Here is a 480-nt window from a genome sequence, read left to right as displayed (position 1 = left end):
ACATAAAACTCGAACTCAGCTTGTTACAGAAGCTATTCGTGAAAAAATTCTTTCAGGTGAAATCAAAGCGGGTGATCCGCTACGCCAAGCTGCATTAGCCACAGAGCTAAACGTGAGTCGAATACCGGTGCGTGAAGCTTTGCTACAACTAGAAGCCGAAGGGCTGGTTAACTTTGAAGCTCATAAAGGAGCCACTGCCACACAGCTTTCGGCGTCGCAAATTGACGAACTTTTTGACCTCAGAGCACTTCTTGAAGCCGAGCTATTAAAACATTCAATACAAAGCTTAACTGATCAAGACTTAATTGATGCCGAGCTTATTTTAACTGAGCTTGAAAGTGCCATGGATGCCGGCGATACCCACCTTGCCACTGGCGATTTAAACAGCCAGTTTCATGCTAAATTATACAGCCGCGCCGCGCGCCCACAAACCCGTGAGTTGGTTGATATGTACAGCAAAAACTCAGAGCGCTATGTACG

At 46.0% G+C, this 480-nt stretch carries 1 protein-coding gene; it reads left to right on the top strand.

Annotated features, from left to right (window positions below):
* The coding region (locus tag E0L37_RS21335) for a GntR family transcriptional regulator (protein WP_133493634.1) at positions 1 to 480 on the top strand (480 nt) is incomplete at both ends.

The sequence above is a fragment of the Alcanivorax sp. 24 genome (assembly GCF_004360225.1).
GTDB classification, from domain to species: domain Bacteria; phylum Pseudomonadota; class Gammaproteobacteria; order Pseudomonadales; family Alcanivoracaceae; genus Alloalcanivorax; species Alloalcanivorax xiamenensis.
This window is presented reverse-complemented; position numbering and strand designations above follow the sequence as displayed.